At 69.1% G+C, this 19,582-nt stretch carries 16 protein-coding genes; 6 read left to right on the top strand and 10 right to left on the bottom strand.

The features are described from left to right. Positions 1-15 precede the first annotated feature (15 nt). Entirely contained in the window at positions 16-219 is a 204-nt protein-coding gene (locus ACIBG5_RS07270; RefSeq protein WP_012921273.1) for a cold-shock protein, read from the bottom strand. Positions 220-655: 436 nt separating this feature from the next. Here ACIBG5_RS07270 and ACIBG5_RS07265 point away from each other — a divergent pair, with 436 nt between their 5' ends. Then, positions 656-931, top strand: coding sequence for a protealysin inhibitor emfourin (locus ACIBG5_RS07265; RefSeq protein ID WP_396390651.1), 276 nt, complete (start codon positions 656-658; stop codon positions 929-931). A gap of 18 nt (positions 932-949) precedes the next feature. Here the strand turns inward: ACIBG5_RS07265 and ACIBG5_RS07260 are convergent, their stop codons facing one another. From ACIBG5_RS07260 to ACIBG5_RS07250, 3 genes are read right to left on the bottom strand one after another with little or no spacing between them, the layout of a single operon-like run. Then, a complete protein-coding gene (locus tag ACIBG5_RS07260; protein WP_396390770.1) occupies positions 950-2,407 on the bottom strand; it encodes a beta-N-acetylhexosaminidase in 1,458 nt (485 codons plus the stop codon). Between the two features lie 42 nt (positions 2,408-2,449). Next, positions 2,450-3,223 carry a fructosamine kinase family protein gene (locus ACIBG5_RS07255; protein ID WP_396390650.1) on the bottom strand — a complete coding sequence of 258 codons (774 nt, stop codon included), beginning with the start codon at positions 3,221-3,223 and terminating at the stop codon, positions 2,450-2,452. After that, positions 3,183-4,400: an MFS transporter gene (locus ACIBG5_RS07250; protein ID WP_396390648.1), complete on the bottom strand. Its 1,218-nt coding sequence runs from the start codon at positions 4,398-4,400 to the stop codon at positions 3,183-3,185. Before ACIBG5_RS07250 ends, ACIBG5_RS07255 begins: the two co-directional genes overlap by 41 nt. 51 nt (positions 4,401-4,451) lie before the next feature. Between ACIBG5_RS07250 and ACIBG5_RS07245 the strand changes: the two genes are divergently transcribed. Together ACIBG5_RS07245 and ACIBG5_RS07240 are read left to right on the top strand one after the other, a co-directional pair. Further along, positions 4,452-5,108 carry a CGNR zinc finger domain-containing protein gene (locus ACIBG5_RS07245; protein WP_396390647.1) on the top strand — a complete coding sequence of 219 codons (657 nt, stop codon included), beginning with the start codon at positions 4,452-4,454 and terminating at the stop codon, positions 5,106-5,108. A gap of 191 nt (positions 5,109-5,299) precedes the next feature. Continuing rightward, positions 5,300-5,716, top strand: coding sequence for a VOC family protein (locus ACIBG5_RS07240; protein WP_396390646.1), 417 nt, complete (start codon positions 5,300-5,302; stop codon positions 5,714-5,716). Between the two features lie 53 nt (positions 5,717-5,769). On the opposite strand, the gene ACIBG5_RS07235 is transcribed toward ACIBG5_RS07240, so the two are convergent. After that, positions 5,770-6,516 (bottom strand): phytanoyl-CoA dioxygenase family protein, encoded by a 747-nt coding sequence (locus ACIBG5_RS07235; protein WP_396390644.1) that lies wholly within the window; start codon positions 6,514-6,516, stop codon positions 5,770-5,772. Between the two features lie 69 nt (positions 6,517-6,585). On the opposite strand from ACIBG5_RS07235, the gene ACIBG5_RS07230 reads away from it, so the two are divergent. Both ACIBG5_RS07230 and ACIBG5_RS07225 read left to right on the top strand, forming a co-directional pair. Beyond that, positions 6,586-7,428 (top strand): AraC family transcriptional regulator, encoded by an 843-nt coding sequence (locus ACIBG5_RS07230; protein ID WP_396390643.1) that lies wholly within the window; start codon positions 6,586-6,588, stop codon positions 7,426-7,428. Between the two features lie 58 nt (positions 7,429-7,486). Then, on the top strand, positions 7,487-10,309 hold the full coding sequence (locus ACIBG5_RS07225) for a BTAD domain-containing putative transcriptional regulator (RefSeq protein WP_396390641.1): 2,823 nt from the start codon (positions 7,487-7,489) through the stop codon (positions 10,307-10,309). On the opposite strand, the gene ACIBG5_RS07220 is transcribed toward ACIBG5_RS07225, so the two are convergent. From ACIBG5_RS07220 to ACIBG5_RS07210, 3 genes are all read right to left on the bottom strand, one after another. Next, entirely contained in the window at positions 10,285-11,499 is a 1,215-nt protein-coding gene (locus ACIBG5_RS07220; protein WP_396390639.1) for a PQQ-binding-like beta-propeller repeat protein, read from the bottom strand. The two genes, ACIBG5_RS07225 and ACIBG5_RS07220, sit on opposite strands and share 25 nt — an antisense overlap. 34 nt (positions 11,500-11,533) lie before the next feature. Then, on the bottom strand, positions 11,534-15,451 hold the full coding sequence (gene hrpA, locus ACIBG5_RS07215; RefSeq protein ID WP_396390637.1) for an ATP-dependent RNA helicase HrpA: 3,918 nt from the start codon (positions 15,449-15,451) through the stop codon (positions 11,534-11,536). A 273-nt stretch (positions 15,452-15,724) separates the two neighbouring features. After that, positions 15,725-16,132: a universal stress protein gene (locus ACIBG5_RS07210; RefSeq protein WP_396390636.1), complete on the bottom strand. Its 408-nt coding sequence runs from the start codon at positions 16,130-16,132 to the stop codon at positions 15,725-15,727. Positions 16,133-16,307: 175 nt separating this feature from the next. Between ACIBG5_RS07210 and ACIBG5_RS07205 the strand changes: the two genes are divergently transcribed. After that, positions 16,308-17,102, top strand: a complete 795-nt coding sequence (locus ACIBG5_RS07205) for a TIGR03619 family F420-dependent LLM class oxidoreductase (RefSeq protein ID WP_396390634.1) — start codon at positions 16,308-16,310, stop codon at positions 17,100-17,102. Here ACIBG5_RS07205 and ACIBG5_RS07200 read toward each other — a convergent pair. Continuing rightward, entirely contained in the window at positions 17,088-18,692 is a 1,605-nt protein-coding gene (locus ACIBG5_RS07200) for an AMP-binding protein (protein WP_396390631.1), read from the bottom strand. The two genes, ACIBG5_RS07205 and ACIBG5_RS07200, sit on opposite strands and share 15 nt — an antisense overlap. Further along, positions 18,689-19,579 (bottom strand): SDR family NAD(P)-dependent oxidoreductase, encoded by an 891-nt coding sequence (locus ACIBG5_RS07195; RefSeq protein ID WP_396390630.1) that lies wholly within the window; start codon positions 19,577-19,579, stop codon positions 18,689-18,691. The genes ACIBG5_RS07200 and ACIBG5_RS07195 overlap by 4 nt, the downstream gene beginning before the upstream one ends. Between the last annotated feature and the right edge of the window lie 3 nt (positions 19,580-19,582).

The raw sequence follows: 19,582 nt of genomic DNA, 5'->3' as shown, positions 1-19,582 counted from the left end.
AGGGTGATCCAGAGATCAGATCGGGCGGATGTTCTCCGCCTGCAGGCCCTTCTGGCCCTGGGTGATCTCGAACTCGACGCGCTGGTTCTCGTCCAGCGAGCGGAAGCCCGAGGTCTGGATGGCCGAGTAGTGCGCGAACACGTCCGCGCCACCGTCATCCGGGGTGATGAAGCCGAAGCCCTTGTCAGCGTTGAACCACTTGACAGTACCGACAGCCATTTGTGTCTATCTCCTTGATGGCTTGTAACAAACCGCGACCCACACCTCATGAGCCACGTGTCGCCGAAAGGCCCCAGAAGACAGAACCGGCCATGCAGCACAGCGAAAGTCAGTGGGAGTCCAAAAGTGCAACGCGACAACTGTAGCCGATCTGGGGCCGCGTGGAAGGGGTGACCACGAACACGTGTCGCTAATAGTCGCCGCCTGCGACGCTGTGTGTGCGTCCGATCCAGCCTCTCCGGGACCCCGGCGTACGCCGAATCCCGCGCCGACCTGCTGATTCGCGGCCGGCGCCGGGTCCGGCCCGATGGCAACGAAGGACATTTCGCCGGTACGCCGGGTGATGGTCGCGCGAACCTGATCGGGTTTCCCGGCGTGTCGCGCGGCTCTGGACATTCGTTGCGCGGCACGCAATGGTGTGCCCGAGGAGGCACTCTTGATCGTCAAAGTGACCCGCAGTGGCGGTTTCGCCGGCCTGATGGCACACGGTGAACTCGACACGAGCGCCGAACCGGACGCCGGCGAACTGGAGGCCGCGGTGCGTGCGCTCGACCAGGACAAGCTCGGCACCGGCCGTCCGCAACCGGACCGGTACGTCTACCGGCTCGAGGTGCGTGACACCACAGGAGCGGATGCCACGCACCTCACCGTCGCCGAACAGGACGTGGACCAGACCACCGCGTGGCTGCTGGACCGCGTCCTGGGGCACTAAGGGCGTGTCTGACAACCCCTAGCTCCAGTCGACCTCAGGAGCGCGGTAGTAGTTCACGTTCAGCACGTCCCAGCGCGCCGCCTGTCCGGCCAGCCGTGCCCTGTACGACTCCCAGTCCAGCGCGGACGCCCGCGACCACCCGAGCTCGGCGATGCCCGGCAGCCGCGGGAACGCCATGTACTCGATCTTCGACATGTCGTCGAAGGTCTCCGACCACAGCGGCGCCTCCACGCCGATCACGGCGCTCTCCGGCAGGTTCGGGATCAGCGTCGCGGGGTCCCAGCGATAGGCCTTCTCCACACTCACCAGACCGGCCCAGTCGAGGCCGTACGGCGTGTCCTGGTCGTACTTCATGTCCAGGTACGCCCGGTTGGCCGGTGACATCACCACCTCGGCGCCGTTGGCGGCCGCGTTGCGGGTCAGCTCCCGCGACCGGTCGTCGTCGGTACCCCAGTACTGCACGATGCTTCCGGCCGGCAGCGGTGCATCGGCGATCTCGTGCCAGCCCATCACCCGCTTGCCGTGCTTGACGACCAGTTCGGCCGCCTTCGGCACGAACGTGAGGTAGTCCGAGTGCGGAGTCGAGTGCGCCTCGTCCCCACCGAGGTGGATGACGTCGCCCGGCGTCTGCTCGGCCACCTCCCGGAAGACATCGTCCAGGAAGTCGTAGGTGACGTCCTTGTGTACGGCGAGCGAGCTGAATCCGACCTCGGTGCCGGTGAAGTACTCCGTCGCCTCGCCGTCGGCGTTCAGCTCGGGGTACGACGTCAGCGCCGCGTTGGTGTGTCCCGGGGTGTCGATCTCCGGGACCACGGTGACGAACCGCTCCGCGGCGTACAGGACGATCTCGGCAAAGTCGGCCTTGGTGTAGTGGCCACCTGGGCCGCCACCGACCTCGGAGCTCGCTCCGTGCTTGGTCAGCTCCGGCCAGGAATCCACCTGGATCCGCCAGCCCTGGTCGTCGGATAGATGCAGGTGGAGCCGGTTGAGCTTGTAGAGCGACGCGAGATCGATGCACCGCTTGACCTCGGCGACCGAGCGGAAGTGCCGGGACACGTCGAGCATGACGCCGCGGTACGGGTAGCGCGGTGCGTCGGCGATCGTCGTACCGGCGATCTCCCAGGGGCCGGACTGCTCGGTGCCCGCATCCGCAGTGGCCGGAAGCAGCTGGCGGAGCGTGGTCACGGCGCGGAAGAGGCCCTCGGCCGTGGCCGCGGTGAGCGTCACCGCCGAGCTGTCCACGCGGAGCTCGTAGCCCTCCGTGCCGAGCGAGCTCGGCCCGTCGGTCGAGAGCGTGACGGTGCCGGTGCCCGGCTCCACAGGCAGGGCGAAGCCGGTGGACAGGCGGAGCTGGGCGGCGAGCTGGTCAGCCACCGAGGTGGCCGCCTCGTCGGTGCTGAGTACGCCGACAGTCGCCGAGGACTGCAGCGTGAAGGTCTGGTCGGGCAGGGGGGTCTGGGTGACAGGCTGCGGAATCAGGGTGGGCTCCGGTGATCGCGTGGGTTGTTTGGAAGAGTCTTATCCATATTTGTGCGCGATGGCGATCGCCTGCGCGACATAGCTCCCGCCGAACATCACCACGTGGGTCAGCAAGGGGTGCAGCCGGTGCAGTCCGACCCGGTCACGCCAACCCTCCGCAAGCGGATGCACCTCGTCGTACGCACGCAGCACTCGCTCGAGCTGTGACATGCCGAAGAGGCCGAGCATGGCCAGGTCCGTCTCGCGGTGACCCCCGTGCGCGGCCGGGTCGATCAGGTGTACGCCGTCCGCACTCCAGAGGACGTTGCCCGACCAGAGGTCACCGTGGATCCGGCTCGGCGGCTCCGACGGGTCGTCGTACTGGCAGGCCGCCAGCCGCCTGCACACCAGCTCGAACACCTCCAGTTGGTGCCCGTCGATCGTGCCTCGGTCGTACGCCGCCCGCAGGTACGGCCGGAGCCGGAGGTTGGCGAAGAACTCACCCCACGACTTCAGCGGCTCCAGCGCGTGCGGCAACCTGATCGTGCCGATGTAGCCGTCGCCGTCCCACCCATCCGGCGGTACGCCGAAGTGCCGCGCGCCGACGTCGTGGGTGACCGCAAGCCGCCGGCCGAACTCGTCCGCGGCCGCTCCGGTCGGCGGAACGAGGTCGAGCCGGACAGTGCTCAGGTGGTCGCTGGAGACATCGACCGGCGTGGCCACCGGCACGCCGCCCGGTACGGCGAGCCAGTGCAGGCCGGCGGCCTCGACCTCGAAGAACCCGTGGGGCGCGTCATGCCGCCTCTTCACAAACCTGTCGCTCAGGACGGTCATGTTCGCACTCTGCCACCCGGACCGGGCGCCGAGCCAGCACCGGCTCGGCCAGCAACGTCAGAACCGCTGCGGCGGCCAGCAGGGCGCCGACCAGGGCCACGCTGCGCACTCCGACACCGTCGACCAGGCCACCACCGATGAACGCACCCGCAGCGATGCCCACGTTGAACGCGGAGCTCGTGCCGGCCGAGGCGAGGTCGGTGCTGCCTGGAGCGACCTGCAGTGTGCGGTTCTGCACTGCGACGGCCATCCCCATGAAGGCGAGGCCGGTGACAGCGATCAGGGCGACTGTGGCCACCAGGTGACTGCCGAAGACGTAGAGGCCCGCGAGCGCAGAGCTGAGGAGCGCATAGGAGACGACCACCGATCCCCACGGAAATCGATCAAGGATCCGGCCCACGATCAGCGTCCCGGCCAGGCCACCCAGTCCACTCGCGAACAGCATCGGGCCAAGGGCATCCCGGGGCAGGCCGGTGATGTCCAGCAGGAAGGGCGTGACGTAGGTGTTGAACGTCAGGAAGCCGGTTACCCCGATCGCCGAGCTGGCGAGGACCACGCCGTACCGCCGGAAGTCGGGCGAACTGCCGCGACCGGTTGCTCTGTTGCGACCCTCGACGGCCGGAAGCAGCAAGAGGATGCCGGCGCACGCGATGGCGCCGAGAACGGCCATCACGGCGAGTGGGACCCGCCAGCCGGCCTGCTCGCCGAGCCAGGTGCCGAGTGGGATGCCGAGGACCGGCGCGAGCGCCGTGCCGATCGCCAGCCTGGCCACCACCCGGCCGCGGACCTGCGGTGGGAACAGGCTGGTCGCGATCGGCGGCGCGATCGCCCAGAACAGTGCCTGGGAGAGCGCGGTGAGCAGCCGGCTGGCGAAGAGGATCTGGTACGTCGGCGCGGCGGCGGAGAGCGCAGTCGACACCGCCAGGACGCCGAGCGTGCTGCCCAGTACAAGGCGGCGGGGCAGCCGCAGCGTCAGACGGGCGAGCGGGATCGAGGCCACCACCACGACGGCGGCGTACCCGGTCACCAGGAGGCCGACCTCGGACCGGGATCGATCGAGGTCGCCGGCGATCACGGTCAGGAGGCCGATCGGGAGAACTTCGATCGTCACGTACGAGAAGGTGCTGACGGCGAGCATGAGCAGGGCCGCGTTGGCCCGGCGGGATGTGATGGGCATGACTTCACCTGTGATTCCACTGAAGGACTGTATGGTGGTAGCATCTCACCCATGACCGACAGTTTTCGCGACGAGCTCAGGATTGTCGGTGGGCATCCGGCCCTGGACCTCGTGAACACGGTAACGCCCCGGATTCCGGGCCGTCCCGACCTGCACGACTATCTGAGACGGCCGACGGATCTGCTCGACTGGAGTCGCCGGATCGAGCTCGTCGACCCGGCCGAGGGTGAGGCGATCGCGGCGGTCTGGGAGGGTGCCCCGGACCTGGCCGAGAAGGCTCTCCGGGCGACGGACGAGATCCGCGAGGCAACGTACGCCGTTCTGGCTCCGCGCGCGGGCGGGGCTCCTGCGCTGCCGGCGGAAACCTCGCAGGAGCCCGTCTACGAACGGTTGATGCTGCGCTGGGCCGCGGCGGCCGCGCGCTCGATGCTGGTCGCGCGGACCGACGGTTCCGGGGTCGTCGACCTGCGCGTCGGCACCGCGCCGGCGTTGATGATCCCGGACCGGTTGGTGGCCGCCGCGATCGAGCTGCTCCGGACCGTCGAGCTGCGGCAGTTGCGCGCCTGCCCGATCGACGAGGGTGGGTGCGGCTGGCTGTTCCTCGACCGGAGCCGGAACGGATCGCGCCGCTGGTGCTCGATGGAGGACTGCGGCACCCGCGCGAAGATCCGCAAGCTGTCCGAGCGGCGGCGCGCTACCACTGTCTAGGAGTTATGCCGGTAGTTCTGGCGGCTGCTCACTGTCCGCGACCGGCTGACCTGTCAAGAAGGCGTGTCGAAAGATGCGAAGTGTCCGTCGGACCTGTCATCGTAGGCGGCCGGGCCTTCCGACCACGACGGGCCTGGCCGGTCCTGCCCCAGACAGGGGCGGGCAGTTGGTGAACAGAAGCTGGAGGACAGATGACGCAGGTGGCAGAGCAGCCGGGCAGTACTGCCGGGCGGCTCGGCTCGGTGGTGCTGGATTGCCCGGACCCACTCGAGCTCGCCCAGTTCTACTCAGCGCTGCTGGGGCTGGACATCGACGAGAACGGTGACGACGACTGGCGGAGCCTGACCGGCCCCGGTTCGTCACTGGGCAACTCGGTGCTGGCCTTCCGCCGCTCGGAGGAGTACGTGCCGGCCACCTGGCCCGGCACCGACGCGCAGGATCTCCATCTCGACCTGATCGTCGAGGACATTTCCAGCGGCCACGCGACCGTGGTCGCCCTCGGGGCCGAACCGCTCGACCCCCTGGACCCGCCACCGGCCGGCAACGGTCGCGGCTGGCGGATCTACGCCGACCCCGCAGGGCACCCGTTCCGGATCTGCCTCGAGTAAGGCGACCGTCCAGCGCCCGCCCCAGCTATCGGCCGGGGCGGGCGCTCGCTGTGTCAGACCCACGCACTGCTTCCGGTGAACGGGAAATGCGTGCCTTCGACGTACTTCGGCCGTGGCTGGTAGCTGTTGACCCCCGGCTCACCGCGCAGGTGGAAGGCGCTCGGGTACGGGACCTCGGGATCCGTGATCCGCGTCGACGTGGGGATGTAGCGGATCGTCAGTCCGCACCGCCGGTTCGGCGACGTGTTCGCGTTGCTGCCGTGCACGATGTTCGGGTGGTGCACCTCGACGTCACCCGGCGCGAGCACCATGTCGACGGCTGCGGACTCGTCGACCTCGACCGCGATCTCCTTACCGAGAACGCTCTCCACCTCGGTGTTGTCGCGCATCCCGGCCACCCCCGAGCGATGACTGCCCGGGATCACCCGCACGCAGCCGTTCGCCGGCGTGGAGTGGTCGACCGCCAGCCACAGCGTCACGACCTTCATCGGGTCGAGCGGCCAGAACGCCGCGTCCTGGTGCCACAGCACCGGCTGCCCGGAGTACGGCGGCTTGGAGATGTAGTGCGACGCGAACAGCGCGAGATCGGGTCCGACGAACTGCGACGCGATGTCGAGCAGCCGTTCGTCACTCACCAACCGCACCCAGAACGGGTCGTCGCGCAGGTACACGTGCCCGAGTTGTTCCGGCCGTACGTCGGGGTGCCGGGCCTGCAGCCACTCGACATGATCATTCACTTCCTTGATCAGGGCCGGATCGATGACATCGCGGAAGATCACAGAGCCGTCGTCTTCGAACATGTCTCCATGCTGCTGGGTCGAGCCATCGGCTACTAGCAGCAAGCTGACGAGAACTTGTAGCGTGTTGATGTGGATCAGGCGCTGCGCTTCGAGTCGCACGCGTTCGGCCGTCCGTATCACGCGGCCCGCGTCCGGATCGCCGCGCGAGCGCGCGACACCGAACTGCACACCCATGCGGACTTCCATGAGTTGATGGGCGTGGTGTCCGGCAGCGGAGAGCACCTGTTGACCACAGGTACGCAGAGCCTCGTGGCCGGCGACGTCGTACTCGTGCGGCCGCAGGATCGGCACGCGGTCCGCGGTGCGGCACCTGACGGGCTGGAGTTCGTGAACGTCGCCTTCCCGAGTTCGGCCTGGCAAGGCTTCCTCGACCTGACCAGGACCAACCCGACCGGAAGCTGGGCCACCGCGCGTGGGCCGGTGGCCTTCCACACGCCCGCCGCGATCGCCGTGTTCGAACACGCCCTGGACCGTTTCCAGGACGAACCCGGCGCCTACGATCTGATGCGCTTCTGGATCGACCTGCTGCCACTGGTCTCGCCGGGGGAACTCGCCTCACCCGCCGGCACGCCCATTGCACCGGACTGGCTGTCGAAGGCCTGCCGGTCGATGCGGGCCGAGGAGAATCTGCGCGGAGGAGTGCCGCGGCTCCTCGAGCTGTCCGGTGTCAGCCCAGCCCACCTGTCCCGCTCGATGCGGGCGGCCTACGGACGTACGCCGACCACCTTCGTCGCCGACCTCCGCCTGGAACACGCCGCATCGTTGCTCGCAGCAACCAATCACCCGGTCGCCGCGATCGCGGCCCGCTGCGGTTTCACCAGTCAGTCGTACTTCACCCGCTGCTTCACCGCCGCCCACCAGCTCTCGCCCCGGGACTTCCGCCGTCGCTCGCAGCGAGCGTTCGTGCCGTAGCGGGTGAACCCCAGAGGGTGGTCATCCGTTGGTCAGGGTGAGGACGGGAGGGCGCACTGTGCGGTTCAAGGTGCTCGGACCGCTGGAGATTCGCGACGGCCGCGGCGAGCCGGTGCAACTCGGCTCGGCGAAGCTGCGTGCCGTCCTCGCAGTGCTCCTGGTGAGCGCCAACCGGCCCCTGCCCGCCGGCCGGCTGGTCGAGATGGTGTGGCCCGACCGTCGGCCGCCCACTGCGATCGGAGCGCTTCGTACCTACGTCTCGACGCTGCGCCGCGACCTCCAACTGAACGCCGCGCCACCCCGGCTGGTGACCGACGCGGCCGGTTACCGAATGGATGTGACGGCCGCTGACCTCGACCTGCTCGCGTTCGAGGAGTTCACGACCCGCGGCGAGCAGGCACTGCGCGACGGCGACCCACTGGCGGCTACGGAGCTACTGAGCCGGGGACTGGCTCTGTGGCGCGGCCGCCCGCTCGAGGACGTAGCTGTCGACGCGGACCCCAACGGCCGGCTGGTCGTTGCGGAGGAACGGCGCCTGGCCGCCAGCGAGACCCTGGTCGAGGCCCGTCTCGCACTCGGGCAGCACACCGAACTCACCGCCGAGCTGTGCGCTCTGGTCGAGGAGAACCCACTCCGCGAGCGGCTCTGGCACCAGTGGATGCTCGCCCTGTACCGGGCCGGCCGCCAGGCCGATGCACTCGCTGCCTTCCGCCGTCTCCGGGACCGCCTTGCCGGCGAACTCGGGACAGAGCCGGCCCGCGCGGTTCGCGACCTGCACGCGCAGATCCTGGCTGCGGACCCCGAGCTCGATCTGCCCGGCGAGGTGTCGCAAGGAACGCGGACGGTGGTCCCACGTCAACTACCGGCAGACGCCGCGTCCTTCACTGGCCGCAGCACCGAGCTGGGCGAACTCGCGGACCTGTTACGAGGAGACCCGGACGACCGCATTCCGCCGATCGGCGCGGTCGACGGAGTCGCGGGCATCGGCAAGTCCGCGCTCGCCGTACACGCCGCGCATCTCGTCGCGAGTGGCTTCCCGGACGGGCAGTTGTACGCCGACCTGTCCGCGGACAGCACGGCGATCGGCGCACTCGGCCGGTTCCTGCGGGCGCTCGACGTACCCGATGGTGGGCGGTACGACCTGACCGAGGCAGCCGGTCGGTTCCGGGCCGAGACTGCGACCCGGCGCGTGCTCGTCGTACTGGACAACGCGACGGATGCCGCGCAGGTACGGCCGTTGCTGCCGGCCGGGCCCGGTTGTGCGGTGCTGGTCACCAGTCGCCGGGTGCTCGCGACGCTGGACGGCGTACGTCACCTGCACCTTCGCCCGTTGCCTCCTGGCGAGTCGACGGCGCTGCTCGGCCGGTTGGCCGGAGCTGACCGGATCGCCGCGGATCCGGCCGCCGCGCGGAAGCTGGTCGGGTTGTGCGGGGGACTGCCGTTGGCGGTGCGGATTGCCGGCGCCCGGTTGGCGGCACGGCCCACCTGGCCGGTGCGCACCCTGACCGATCGGCTTGCGAATGCCCGCAGCCGCCTCGACGAGCTGCGCGCGGATGATCTCGACGTCCGGGCCTCCCTGCAGGTCGGTCACCGGTTGCTGGAGGCCGGATCGGTGGCGGAGCGTGCAGCTGCATCGGCCTTTGGGTTGCTCGGCCTGCCCGACGCAGCGGACCTGAGTCCGCCGTTCGCCGAACGGTTGCTCGGAGCAGTGGACGCGACGCCGGTGCTGGAGTTGCTCGTCGATGCGCAGTTGCTGGAGAGCCCTGCGCCGGGTCGGTACCGGCTGCACGAGCTGCTGCGGCTACTGGCCCGTGAGGTCGGCGCGGAGCGATCCGTTGACGAGAGGACCGCCGCACTGACGCGGGCAATGCGCTGGCAGGTCGCCACCGCCTGGAGTGGGTACGCCATGCTGCGCCCGGGCGACCCGCGGTTGGACACCGCCGGTGCGTGGGCCGCTGGCGGTACGACCTTCACCGGGGTCAGGGCAGCGCTCGAATGGTTCGAGACCGAGCGGGCCAACCTGCTGGCCAGTGCCGAGCAGGCTGCCGCGACGGACGGCGTACCGGACGAGATCCCTGGCCAGTTGGCGCGGGCGCTGTTCGCGTTCTTCCACATTCGCGGTCATCGGGGGGACTGGATACGGCTCAACCAGACCGCGTTGGCGGTCGCACGCCGTATGAAGGATGCGTACGCCGAAGGGTTCGCGCATCGCGACCTGGGTGCGGCGTACGAACTGCAGGGCGATTTCGATCAGGCCGCGGGGCATCTGCGGGCTGGCCTGCGACTGTTCACCGAGGCGGGTGACGACACCAGGCAGGCCTCGTGTCTGAACGGCCTCGGCACTGTCTACGACAGCCTGCAACGCTACGACCAGGCTGCGGATTGCCTCTCGCAGGCACTGTCGATCGCCCGCCGGCTCGGCGACCCGCACGGCCAGGGCGTCTACCTGAACAACCTCGGTCCGGTCTTGGGGCAACTCGGCCGGTACGACGAAGCCTTGCGGCATCTCGCCGAGTCAGGGGCGATCTTCGCCGAGCTGGGCAACCGTCGCGGCCAGGCGGCGGCAGTCACGAATCTCGGTGAGGTCCACGAAGCCGCCGGCGCACCTGGCGAGGCGCTCCCGAGGTTCACCGCGGGTCTCGCGATCTTTCGCGAGCTGGCCGACGAGGCGGGCCAGGCGCATTGCCTGACCCACCTCGGCCTCGCCCATCGCGACCTGGGCCGCGTCGACCAGGCGCTCGAGTGTCTACGGTCCGCGCTGGCGATCTGTGAGCGCACCGACGACCAGCGTGGTGCGGCGCGGTGCCTACGGCTGATCCGCGAGACCCTTCGCCAGGCCCGACCGCATGGCAAGGGTCAACGACTGAGTGCGAACGAGTAGACGTTCCCGCCGCCGTTGTCGCCGTACGTTCCTGCGTAAACCTTGCCCTGGGCCACGACCGGTCCGGAGTCGACCGCGCCGGACACCCGAGCCGACCACAGCCGCTGCCCGTTGGTTGCGCGCAGTGCGTAGACGCTGCGGTCGTCCGACCCGACGTACACGACGCCGTTCGCCACCACCGGCGATGACATCACCACGCCGCCGGTGCGGAAGCTCCATCGCGCGGCCCCGGTCGCTGCGTCCAACGCGAGCACGCGGCGGTCGTTGTTCGTGCCGATGTAGACCGTGCCGTTGACGACTGCCGGCGAGGACTGGAACGACGCGAGGATGTTCGTGGCGTACCGCACCTTCCACCGCTGTACGCCGGTCTCGGCGTTCACGGCGTACACATTGCCGTCCCGCGAGCCGAAGTACACGGTGCCGTCGACCACGGCCGGTGTCGAGGAGTTGTGCCCGCCGGTCGGGAACGACCACAGAACGGCGCCGGTCGCCGCATCCAGGGCATAGACCTGCTGGTTGAGCGACGCCGCGAACACCTTGCCACCGGCAACAGTCGGGCTTGAGTAGAAGCCGGAACCGCGACCGCCGTTGGGCTTGGCGTCCCAGATCCGCGTACCGGTGGCGGCGTCCAGGGCCAGCACCTGGTCCTCGGTGGTGGCGGCGTACACCACTCCGCCGGCGACCACGGGCGATCCGTTGATGTTGCTGACCGAGGCTCCGGTGCGCCACCGGGTCGCTCCGGTCACCGCGTCGAAGGCCCAGATCTCGGCGGCCGGCCGGTTGATCCCCAGGTAGACCACGCCGTCGTCGATTGCCGGCGACGTGAACGTCCAGTCGCCGGTCAGCGCGCTGTCCGGCTTCGCCCAGAGCTGCTGGCCCGTGGCCGCGTCGAGCGCGTGCAGCCGGCCGTCCAGCCCGCCGACGTACACCCGGCCGTCGGCGGTCGCCGGTGAGGACCAGACGCTCCCTCCGATCTTGGTCACCCACTGCTGCCGCAATCCGCCGACGGTCGACACCGACAGCGCTGTCTCGGCAGTGTTGACGCCCTGGTGAGCAGGCCCGTTGCGGAACTGGGTCCAGTCACCGGTCGCGACGGCGCTCGCCGGGGCTGTACCCACAGCCACCAGCGGCGTCATGACAAGCGCAGCGAGCGCGCACAGGGCCCGCACCCTCAAGAATCGTCCAGTCATGACCCGACGATCCCGCGCCGGCATCAACGATCGATCAAGCCGTCGCGAGCGCCTTGCGGATCCGCTTCTCCGAGACCGGGTACGGCGTACCGAGGGTCTGCGCGAACAGACTGATCCGCAGCTCCTCGAGCATCCACCGCACCTCGAGAAGCTCCGGGCTCGGATACTTGCCGGTCGGTACGGCGTTGAGCCGGGCGCGGTAGTCGGCATCGAGCGTTTGGATGATCGCCATGCCCGAGCGGTCGCGCATCGCGTTGGCGCCGATCTTGTCGAGTCGTTGCTCCATCCCGCGCAGGTAGCGCACGAGATCGGGCAGCCGGGTGGCTCCGGTCTCGGTGATGAAGCCGGGGTGGACCAGACCTTCCAGCTGGCCGCGAACGTCGGACAACGCCGCGAGCAGCGCCGGGCTCGATGCCCGCGAGATCAGCTTGTCCACCGTGCGCGCGTGGGCCAGCACCTGCTCGACCTGCCGCAGAATCGTCAGCACCGTGTCCGCGAGCTCCGACCGTACGGCGTCCCGCAGTACGGAGAACGCGGTCAGGTTCCATGCCGGGCCGTGCGCCGCTGTCATCAACTGGTCGACGGCCGCGGAGATCGCGTCGTCGAGCAGCTCGCCGACGTTGCGGTGCGGGCCTGCCATCAGCGTCATCTTCTGCTGGTTGGTCAGGTTGCGCTGGACCACGTCGATCACGGACGGCATTGTCAGCAGCAGGAGCCGGCGGGTGCCGTTCCACATCGCTGCCGCCTGGTCACGTTCGGTCTCCTGCAGCCTGATCGCGACGGTCTTGCCCTCGTCGACGAGCGCCGGGTAGCCGGCGACCGTGAGCCCGTTGCGGTGCTCGGAGAAGCTGCGCGGCAGGTCGCCGAACGTCCAGTCGGCCAGGCCGGACCGCTCCAGTCCACTGACAGCCTTCGACGCGACCTGCGAGATGGCGGCCTTGGTCTTCGGTTTGAGGCGCTCCTTGAGCTTGGCCAGGTCCTTGCCCTCGGCCACCGTCTTGCCCTTGTCGTCGATCACCCGGAACGTCATCCGCAGGTGCTCCGGCACCCGGCTCCAGTCCCAGTCGCCCGGCTCGATCAGTACGTCGCGCAGGTTGCGCAGTTCACGCGCCATGGCGTCGGTGAGCGGACCGGAGGCCGGGTCGAGGTGGGGGAGGATCTGACGGGCGTGGTCCGGGGCCGGCACGATGTTCCGCCGGATTGCCTTGGGCAAAGACTTGATCAGGGTGGTGACGAGCTCCTCGCGGAAGCCGGGCACGCTCCACTCGAAGCCGTCCGCGGTGACCTGGTTCAGCACCAGCAGCGGAATGTGCACGGTCACGCCGTCCGCGTCGGTGCCCGGCTCGAAGGCGTAGGTGAGGTCGAAGGTCATCCCGTTCTGCATCCAGTGCAGCGGGAACTCCTCCTCCTTGACCTCGGCACCCTCGCGGACGACCAGGGACCGCTCGAAGTCGAGCAGGTCGGCGTCACGCTGCCGGGCGTTCTTCCACCAGGTGTCGAAGTGCCGACCGGTGACGACCTCCGCGCCGACGCGTTCGTCGTAGAAGGCGAACAGCGTCTCGTCGTCGACCAGCAGGTCGCGTCGGCGGGTCCGCTCCTCGAGCTCCTCGACTTCCTCGACCAGCTTGCGGTTCTCGTGGAAGAACTTGTGGTGCGTGTCCCAATCGCCCTCGACCAGCGCGTGCCGGATGAACAGCTCGCGAGAAACCTCGGGGTCGACCTTGCCGTAGTTGACCTTGCGCCGCGCCACGATCGGTACGCCGTACAGAGTGACCTTCTCGTAGGCCATCACCGCGCCGGCCTTGCGCTCCCAGTGCGGCTCGGAGTACGTGCGTTTGATCAGGTGCTGCGCGATGTCCTCGGCCCACTCGGGCTCGATCTTGGCGTTGACCCGCGCCCACAGCCGCGAGGTCTCGACCAGTTCGGCGGCCATCACGAACTGCGGCGGCTTCTTGAACAGTCCGGAGCCGGGGAAGATCGCGAACTTGGTGCCGCGGGCACCGAGGTACTGGTGCTGGTTGGCCGGGTCCTTCATGCCGAGATGGGACAGCAGACCGGACATCAGCGAGACGTGGACCGCCTGTGGGTCGGCCGCCTCGCCGCTGTTCAGCGCGACGCCGATCTGGGACGCGACCTGGCGGAGCTGGGCGAAGATGTCCTGCCACTCCCGGACGCGCAGATAGTTGAGGTACTCGCTGCGGCACATCCGGCGGAACTGGTTGCCGGACAGCTCTTTCTGCTGTTTCTTCAGGTAGTTCCAGAGGTTCAGGAACCCGAGGAAGTCGCTGGTGGGATCGCGGAAGCGGGCGTGCGCCTGCTGCGCCTGCGCCTCGGCGTCGGTCGGCCGCTCGCGCGGATCCTGGATCGACAGCGCGGCGGCGATCACCATCACCTCACGGACACAGCCGTGCTTGTCCGCCTCGACGATCATCCGGGCCAGCCGCGGGTCCAGCGGGATCTGGGCCAGCTGGCGGCCGATCGGGGTGAGCCTGCGGTGCCGCTCGGTCGCCTTCGCGGACTCGATCGCGCCGAGCTCGGTGAGCAGTTGCAGGCCGTCGGTGATGCTGCGCTTGTCCGGCTCGTCGATGAACGGGAACGCGGCGATGTCGCCGAGCCCGATCGAGGTCATCTGGAGAATGACGGACGCGAGATTGGTCCGCAGGATCTCGGGGTCGGTGAACTCGGGCCGGCTCTCGAAGTGCTCCTCGGAGTACAGCCGGATACAGATGCCGTCGCTGGTCCGGCCGGAGCGGCCCTTGCGCTGATTGGCGCTGGCCTGCGAGACGGGCTCGATCGGCAGGTGCTGGACCTTGGTGCGATGGCTGTACCGCGAGATGCGCGCCGTACCGGGGTCGACGACGTACTTGATGCCGGGGACGGTCAGCGAGGTCTCGGCGACGTTGGTCGCGAGGACGATGCGGCGGTTCGAGTGGGGCTGGAAGACGCGGTGCTGCTCGGCGTTGGAGAGTCTGGCGTAGAGCGGCAGGACCTCTACGGCCCCGGGGCGGCCGCGTTGGCCGGCGTACTTGTCGTTGAGCGCGTCGGCGGTGTCGCGGATCTCCCGCTCACCGCTGAGGAACACCAGTACGTCGCCCGAGGCCTCGTGCTCGAGTTCGTCGACGGCGTCCAGGATCGCCTGGGTCTGGTCGCGGTCCAGTGTGCTCGGGTCGTCCGGGTCGTTGATCGGGCGGTAGCGCACCTCGACCGGGTAGGTCCGGCCGGAGACCTCGACGATCGGCGCGGGGTTGCCCTGGCTGTCGGAGAAGTGTTCGGCGAACCGCTCCGGGTCGATCGTCGCGGAGGTGATGATGACCTTGAGATCCGGGCGGCGGGGGAGCAGGCGCTTGAGGTAGCCGAGGATGAAGTCGATGTTCAGGCTGCGCTCGTGCGCCTCGTCGATGATGAGCGTGTCGTACCGGCTCAGGTCGCGGTCGCGCTGCAGTTCGTTCAGCAGGATGCCGTCGGTCATGAGCTTCACCAGAGACCGCTCACTGACCTTGTCGGTGAACCGTACGGCGAACCCGATGGTCTCGCCGAGCTCCGTGCCGAGCTCCTCCGCGATCCGCTCCGCCACGGTGCGTGCGGCGAGGCGCCGGGGCTGGGTGTGACCGATCATGCCCTGGATGCCGCGGCCGAGCTCGAGGCAGATCTTCGGCAGCTGGGTCGTCTTCCCGGAGCCGGTCTCGCCGGCGACGACCACGACCTGGTGGTCCCGGATCGCGGCCGCGATGTCGTCCTTCAGCTGACTGACGGGCAGCTCCGGCGGATACGTGATCTCGGGCACCGCCTGCCGGCGCAACTCCACGCGCTGCTCGGCCTGCTCCACCGCCCCGAGCACACCCTGCAACGCCTGCTCGCGCTTGTGCGCTTCCTTCGTACTCCGAACCCGCTCCAGCCGCCGCCCGAGCTGCTCCCGGTCATACACCGAAAGCCCCTCGAGCCGCGCCACCACGTTACCCAGATTGAGCTCAGCGGCCGGAGTCTGATCCGATGACGGTTTCGGGCCACGCCCCCGGCGACGAGGACGCCGGTTGGTGGGAGCAGGGGAGGGACTGGGTGACTCGGTCCGGGCTTCTGGCATAACCCCACCAGTTTAGGCGCCCCACGCCAGCGCCTCACCTGGGTTTAGTGGACCGCCAGGCCATCACAACCGTCGCCTCCGCACCGGCCTGCGCGGGCGAACGTTCCGTCCGCGTGGATTGTGATGGCGTGGAGGTCCGGCTCCTTAGTCTTCGTCCCGAGACGACGCCTTCACGGCGAGCACGGGGACGGGGGACTCGAGGAGGACCCTTTGGGCTGTGCTGCCGAGGATCAGCTTGCCGACGGGGCTTCGGCGGCGGAGGCCCAGAACGATCAGGCCGACGTCTTCGGCGCCGGCTGCCTTGAGGAGTTCGCCGGCCACGTCGCCCGAGGAGACGGCCTGCTGGATCGTCACCTCGACGCCCAGCTCCCGAAGCCGAGCCTCGGCGGCGGCCAGCTCGTCGGCGTTGGCATAGCGAGCGTCGATGTACGAGTCGCCACGGCTGGTGTTCAGTAGCAGCACCGACGCTCCCCGCAGCTCGGCCTCCACGGCCGCCGCCGTGAGCGCGGCCTCACCCTCGGGAGTTGGCACATAACCGACCAGGATCTTCACAGGTTCACTCTCCCATCTCCGGACCTGTGCCACTCATCAACGACGCGGAAGCCGACCGGCTCACGCTCATCCGGCGCATCGTCCAGGCGATCGGAGCGGGTTGTGCAGTGGCGCACGTCCGCCCCACCCCGGTTGCTTGACTCTGACACCGGTGTGAGGCGATAGCGTCGACCGCATGGTCGAACTGCAAGTGGTGCTGCCTGACGAATCGGCGACCATGCCGCCCGAACGGCTGGTCGAACTGGCCGTCGCCGCGGAGGAACTCGGCTACGGTACGGCGTGGTTGCCCGATCACATCCTGCCGCCGGGTGAGTTCGGCTCCGAGTACGGCGGGGTGTACGAGCCGCTGGTGACGATCGGCTACCTCGCGGCACGGACGACGCGGATCCGGTTCGGGACCTCGGTGATGATCCTCCCGCTGCGCAACCCGTACGTCGTCGCGAAGCAGGCAGCGACCCTGCATCGGCTGTCCGGGGAGCGACTGGTGCTCGGCGTCGGCGTGGGGTGGACCGAGCAGGAGTTCGCCGCCGTCGGTGCTCCGTTCCGCGAGCGGGGGCGACGGACGGACGAGTCGCTGGAGATCATCCGAGGGTTGTTCGCCGGTGAGGACCGCGGCGGTGTCTTCGAGCCGAAGCCGCGCGCCCCGCTCCCGATCATGATTGGTGGCGACAGTGCGTCCGCCCTCCGTCGGGTCGCACGCTTCGGCGACGAGTGGCAGGGCTTGGGTCTCGATTCATCGTCCTTCCGCGCGGCCGTCGCGAAGATCCGCGCTCAGACAGACCGGCAGGTCAAGGTCGGCAGGCGCCTGCACTGGTCCGGTGCAGCGTCGGAACTGGACGCCGTCGTCCGGCAGGGCACCGAACTCACCGAAGCCGGCGCCGATTCCCTGGCAGTCTCCTTCGGCGACCACAACCAAACCCTGGACCGCATGACCCGCTTCCACGACGCTTTCGGACTAGCCGTCGAGTAGCCGATTGCGAAGAACCTTGCCGGTGGCGTTGCGGGGGAACTCGTCCACGATGCGGATCTCGCGGGGCGTCTTGTAGCGGGCCAGGTTCGCGCGGACGTGAGCCATCAGGTCGTCCTCCGACACCGGCTCGCGCAGTACGACGTACGCGATCAGCCGTTGGCCGAACTCCTCGTCCGGTACGCCGACCACCGCGGCCTCGGCGACCGCGGGGTGACTGGCCAGGCACTCCTCGACCTCGACCGGGTACACGTTCTCGCCGCCTGAGACGATCATGTCGTCCTCGCGGCCGTCCACGAACAACCGACCGAGCCGGTCCAGGTGGCCGAGGTCGCCGGTGCTCATCCGCCCGTCGACGACCGTCTTGCTGGAGCCATCGGAGTAGCCGCCGAACACGAGCCCGCCGCCGGCGAAGATCCGACCGGTCTCGCCGGTGGGCACCGGCCGATCGTGGTCGTCGAGGATCCGGATCGAGCTGCCGAGACACGGCCGCCCGACCGTCCCGGGCGCGGCGATCAGGTCGGCGGACGTCGCAATGGTCGCGATGCCGACCTCGCTCGATCCGTAGGCGTCACACAGCACCGGCCCGAACTGCGTGATGAACCGCTCGGCCAGTGGCGCGCCGAGCGCGGACGCACCGGAGATCACCGCCCGCAGCGACCGCAGATCGTGCGTCGCGATCTCCGTCGGGCCGAGCTCCAGCATCCGCCGCAGCATCACCGGTACGGCGACCATCGAGCCGGCTCTGGTCCGTTCGGCCGAGGCGAGCACCGCGCCGGCGTCGAACCGGCGGGCCAGCACCAGCGGCGAGCCGAGGAAGAGCGCGAGCATCGAGGTCAGCAGACCGAGTCCGTGGAACAGCGGCGGGCAGATGACCATCGGCTCGCCCGACCGCAACCCGATGCGATTGAGCGCGCTAGCGGTCAGTCCGGCGAGGCCGAGCGCGGTCGGCACGCGGGGCGCGGCCTTCGGCGTCCCGGTCGTGCCTGAGGTGAGGATGGTGATGTGCCCGGGCGAGTCCGGGTTCGGCGCTTCAGGTGCATCGGATGCGGCGAGCTCGTCGAGATCCGAGAGCACGGACGGGACGTCCGCCGGTGGGTCGAACTCCGCGTCGTGGATGAGTAGATCGGGTCGATGCCGCTCCAGCACCGCGGCCAGTTGCGGGGGAGCGAACTCGGTGTTCACGAACAACACGTCCGCGCCCACCCGGGAAGCAGACAACGTCGCCTCGAGGAAGCCGCGGTGGTTCCGGCACAGCACCGCCACCTTGCTGCCGGCAACGATCTTGTGCTGGGCGTGCATCGCCGCCGCGATCCGTTCGCACCGGTGGTCCAGCTCGGCGTACGTCGCACTGCCGTCCTCGTCGATCACGGCGGCGCGATCGGGGTAGCGGATCGCGGCGATCACGCCCAGTGCGGCCATCGACTGGCCCCAGTGGCGCAGAGCGCGCTCGATCCCGATGAGGTGTGAAGGTCGTGCGGACCGCCAGACTCCGGACCTGAGCAACGCGACGGACACACCGCCGACCTCGGCCGCGCCCTGGACCAGCCAGTCCGGCGGCCGGATCGGCGCGATCGGCCGCGGCGCCCTCACGGCTGCCCCCGGCGTTTGGATCTCCCGTCGGTACGTCGGAAGTATTGCTCGAAGAGCCGGTCGGTGGGCACGCGCAACAGGTTGCCCAAGGCATCCGCCGGCAGGACCATCGGTGGCGTGATGTTGTGCGGTCGTTCGGCGACCGCCGTACACACCTGATCGGCGGCCTGCTCGGGCGACAGTCCGGGCATCTTGTTCAGCAAGGGGGTCGGCTCGCTCATCCGCGTGTGCACGAGACCCATGTAGACGGTCGACGTAGTGACTCGGTCGCCGCGGATCTCCTGCGCCACGGACCGCAGCCACACGTCGAACGCGCTCTTCGAGGCCAGGTACGCCGACCAGCGGGCCATCGGCGGTGTCCGGACTCCGGCGGTCGAGACGTTCACGATGTGCCCGGAGCGGCGTTCGCGCATCGACGGGAGCAGCTCGAGGACGAGCTTGGCCGGGCCGAGGTAGTTGACTGCGTTCGTCCGCTCGATGTCGTGGAAGCGTTGGTAGGAGTCGGCGATCGATCGGCGGATCGACTTGCCCGCGTTGCTCACCAGCACGTCCACATGTCCGTGCTCGGCCAGCACTGTCCGCACGAGCTCCTCGACAGCGGCCGGATCAGCCAGGTTGGTGGGGTAGACGAACGCCGTACCGCCTGCTGCCCGGATCTCGCCGGCCACCACCTCCAGTTGGTCGGCCGTCCGAGCCACCAGCAGCACGGTCGCTCCGGCCCGGGCGAGTCGCCGCGCGGTCGCTTCGCCGATCCCGTACGACGCCCCGGTCACCAGGATGACCTGTCCACCGACGGCAGCGGCCAACTGGTCGTCGCCGATGCGCGCCCGCCCGTTGGTCAGCGCGACAAGCAACGACCACCCGATCGACCGCTTCCCAGTCACCATGAC

The organism is Kribbella sp. NPDC050241, assembly GCF_044459685.1.
Classification (GTDB): Bacteria; Actinomycetota; Actinomycetes; order Propionibacteriales; family Kribbellaceae; genus Kribbella.
The sequence above is the reverse complement of the archived record's forward strand: the minus strand, read 5'-3'. Positions and strand labels throughout refer to the sequence as shown.

What these genes read in the sequence shown, in the direction of transcription:
- ACIBG5_RS07270 (WP_012921273.1), bottom strand. Translation starts at nt 219, where the DNA reads ATGGCTGTCGGTACTGTCAAGTGGTTCAACGCTGACAAGGGCTTCGGC.
- ACIBG5_RS07255 (WP_396390650.1), bottom strand. Translation starts at nt 3,223, where the DNA reads ATGACCGTCCTGAGCGACAGGTTTGTGAAGAGGCGGCATGACGCGCCC.
- ACIBG5_RS07250 (WP_396390648.1), bottom strand. Translation starts at nt 4,400, where the DNA reads ATGCCCATCACATCCCGCCGGGCCAACGCGGCCCTGCTCATGCTCGCC.
- ACIBG5_RS07245 (WP_396390647.1), top strand. Translation starts at nt 4,452, where the DNA reads ATGACCGACAGTTTTCGCGACGAGCTCAGGATTGTCGGTGGGCATCCG.
- ACIBG5_RS07240 (WP_396390646.1), top strand. Translation starts at nt 5,300, where the DNA reads ATGACGCAGGTGGCAGAGCAGCCGGGCAGTACTGCCGGGCGGCTCGGC.
- ACIBG5_RS07235 (WP_396390644.1), bottom strand. Translation starts at nt 6,516, where the DNA reads ATGTTCGAAGACGACGGCTCTGTGATCTTCCGCGATGTCATCGATCCG.
- ACIBG5_RS07220 (WP_396390639.1), bottom strand. Translation starts at nt 11,499, where the DNA reads ATGACTGGACGATTCTTGAGGGTGCGGGCCCTGTGCGCGCTCGCTGCG.
- ACIBG5_RS07205 (WP_396390634.1), top strand. Translation starts at nt 16,308, where the DNA reads ATGGTCGAACTGCAAGTGGTGCTGCCTGACGAATCGGCGACCATGCCG.
- ACIBG5_RS07195 (WP_396390630.1), bottom strand. Translation starts at nt 19,579, where the DNA reads ATGGTGACTGGGAAGCGGTCGATCGGGTGGTCGTTGCTTGTCGCGCTG.